Raw genomic sequence first — 2,921 nt, 5'->3', positions numbered from 1 at the left:
TGGGTTTCGGCTCGTTGGTCGGCAATCTTATTCTGGTAAGCTGTCAAACCTAGGGTAGATAGCAAAACCATCGCGAAGTTTGGTTCCAGGCTACCGACCGAAATATACTTGCCATCTGCCGTCTGGTAGTAGTCGTAGAATAAACCACCGTTGAGCATCTCTTCGCCACACGCTGGGTCCTTGCCACTGACTAGCGCGTTGGCGCCGAACATCGTGTTCAGCGCCAAGGCCGCATCACTCATACTGATATCCAGGTGCTGGCCTTTTCCAGTAGAAGCACGTTCAATCACTGCGGCAAGAATCGCCATTACGGCATGATGTGAACCACCTGCAATATCGGCAACCTGTGTTGCAGATAAAGTGGGACCGGTTTCTTTTCTGCCAGAGAAACTGGCTAAGCCCGACAAAGCCAAATAGTTAATATCATGCCCTGCCCGATCTTTTAAGGGCCCTGTTTGACCATAGCCTGTGATCGAGCAATAGATTAATTTAGACTGAAACTTTACCAAGGCCTCATAATCCAGACCTAGACGCGCCATAACACCTGGTCTGAATTGCTCAATCACAATATCAAACTCACTCACCAACTTATGAACGATCTCTTTTGCACTCTCATGCTTTAAATCAACAGCAATCGTTTTCTTATTGCGATTAACGCTGGCGTGCGAGGCAGAAACCTTACCTACCATTGGCGGCAAGAGCTTTAGTAGATCGGGTCGCGTAGGTGACTCTACTCTTACAACCTCTGCGCCCATATCTGCCAACAATTGCGTTGCATAAGGGCCCGGTAATAAGGTGGTAAAGTCGAGAATCTTAATTCCCTTGAGTGGTTGTGACATTACTTACCCCTACTTCCTTTAGACCATCGAGCGGCCGATAATCAACTTCATGATTTCATTTGTACCAGCATAGATCTTCTGAACACGCGCATCTGCGTAAGCGCGCGCAACCGGATACTCCCACATGTAGCCGTAACCACCATGTAGCTGTAAACACTCGTCAATCACATCGCACTGGATCTCGGTAGTCAATAATTTAAGCTTCGCTGCGGTCACCACATCTAGTTGCTTATTAATATGCAGCTCTAAGCATTTATCGACAAATACACGCGCCATCGTCAAGGTTGCTGACATTTCGGCAAGCTTAAACTGGGTGTTCTGGAACGATGCTATTTCACGGCCGAAGGCTTTACGCTCTTTAACGTATGCGACTGTTTGCTCAAGAATCGACTCTGCACTAGCGATCGCGTTTAAGCCTACCGATAGCCGCTCTTGTGGTAGCTCCTGCATAAGGTAGATAAAGCCCATGCCTTCAGCACCTAGCACGTTTTCTTTTGGGACTTTTACATCCTGGAAGAATAGCTCTGACGTATCCTGTGCCTTCATACCGATCTTATGAAGATTGGTGCCTTTTTCAAAGCCGGGTGAGTTTGCCTCAACTAACAGAAGGCTCGTACCTTTTGCGCCAGCTTCAGGGTTAGTTTTAGCCACCACGATAATTAAATCTGCTAACTGTCCATTAGTGATAAAGGTCTTAGAACCATTGAGTGTATAGAACTCGCCTGACTCGTCTAACACAGCATTGGTTTTCACACCTTGTAAGTCAGAACCGGTGCCAGGCTCTGTCATGGCAATCGCGGTCACAATTGAACCATCAACACAACCCGGCAGGTACTTTTGCTTTTGCTCTTCGGAACCGTAAGCCATGATGTAAGGCACCGCGATGTCTGAGTGCAAGCCAAAGCCGATACCACTTAAGCCGTAATTAGCAACTTCTTCATCGATCACCGCATTGAAACGAAAGTCACCTTCAACACCGCCGTATGCTTCTGGGACAGTTGGGCTTAAAAAGCCGTGTTCACCAGCCTTCTTCCATAGTTCACGAGATACCTGACCGTCTTTCTCCCATTGCTCGTGGTGAGGCACAGCTTCAGCTTCAAGGAACTTCTTAAACGCATCGCGAAACATTTCTTGTTCAGATTCAAATACTGTTCGTTTAATCATCTTTTTCTACCTTTCTTAGAATTATTCAAAGCTTGTGAGGCCCAAAACCTCACAAACTGGTTGATATAGATTTAGCTAGTCTTTGAACGTCAAATTGTCTCGGGCCATATCTTTAAGCAGTTGAGGGACTTCGTATCGCTCACCGCATTGCTGATGCAAGGCTTCGGCCCTTTCAATAAAAGACTCTAAGCCTGTTTGGTTGATAAACTGCAAGATGCCGCCCGTCCAGACCGGATAACCAATTCCCATGATGGAGCCGATATTAGCGTCTCGAACGCTGGTCAGTACTTTTTCTTCGACGCAGCGGACAGTCTCAATCGCTTGAATGTAAAGCAGGCGATCTTTGATCTCATCAACACTAACTTCACGGTCGGGTTGTTCGAACTTATCCTTTAGACCTGACCATAAGTGTTTTTTACCTTGAGCCGGATAATCGTAATAACCACCACCCGCAAGTTTTCCTGCACGTTCTAGCGCAAGCATCTTATTTACAACTTCATCGGCTGGGTGCGCCAGATAAGGTTTGCCTTCCGTTTCAAGATCCTTAATCGTTTGCTTACGAATCTTTTCCATCAAGGTCATGCTAACTTCATCGGTCACTGCCAACGGTCCTACCGGAAAACCTGCCAGGAAGGCTGCATTTTCGATCGCTGCGGCCGGTATCCCTTCACCCAACATGGCGATCCCTTCGTTTGCAAAAGTGCCGAAAACACGGGAAGTGAAGAATCCACGGCTGTCATTAACTACGATTGGCGTTTTACCAATTTGCAAAACGTAGTCATAAGCTTTGGCCAGTGTTTCATCTGAGGTCTTGTCACCACAGATGATTTCTACCAGCGGCATTTTGTCGACTGGCGAAAAGAAATGAAGGCCAATAAAGTTCTCTGGTCGCTTAGAGGCTTCCGCAAGACCAGTAAT

Annotated in this window: 3 protein-coding genes; all 3 read right to left on the bottom strand. The window is 46.9% G+C overall.

What is annotated here, in order from left to right; translation table 11 throughout:
• Positions 1 to 839 (bottom strand): CaiB/BaiF CoA-transferase family protein (locus tag A3757_RS16855; protein WP_068739970.1); only part of this gene is annotated, 839 nt, incomplete at its 3' end.
• Between the two features lie 18 nt (positions 840 to 857).
• The gene (locus A3757_RS16850; RefSeq protein WP_068553075.1) at positions 858 to 2,003 is read right to left on the bottom strand and encodes an acyl-CoA dehydrogenase family protein; all 1,146 of its coding nucleotides are present in this window, start codon (positions 2,001 to 2,003) and stop codon (positions 858 to 860) included.
• A gap of 75 nt (positions 2,004 to 2,078) precedes the next feature.
• On the bottom strand, positions 2,079 to 2,921 hold an 843-nt coding region (locus tag A3757_RS16845; protein WP_231878303.1), incomplete at its 5' end, for a 3-hydroxyacyl-CoA dehydrogenase NAD-binding domain-containing protein.

This window comes from Oleiphilus sp. HI0117 (genome assembly GCF_001635235.1).
This window is presented reverse-complemented; position numbering and strand designations above follow the sequence as displayed.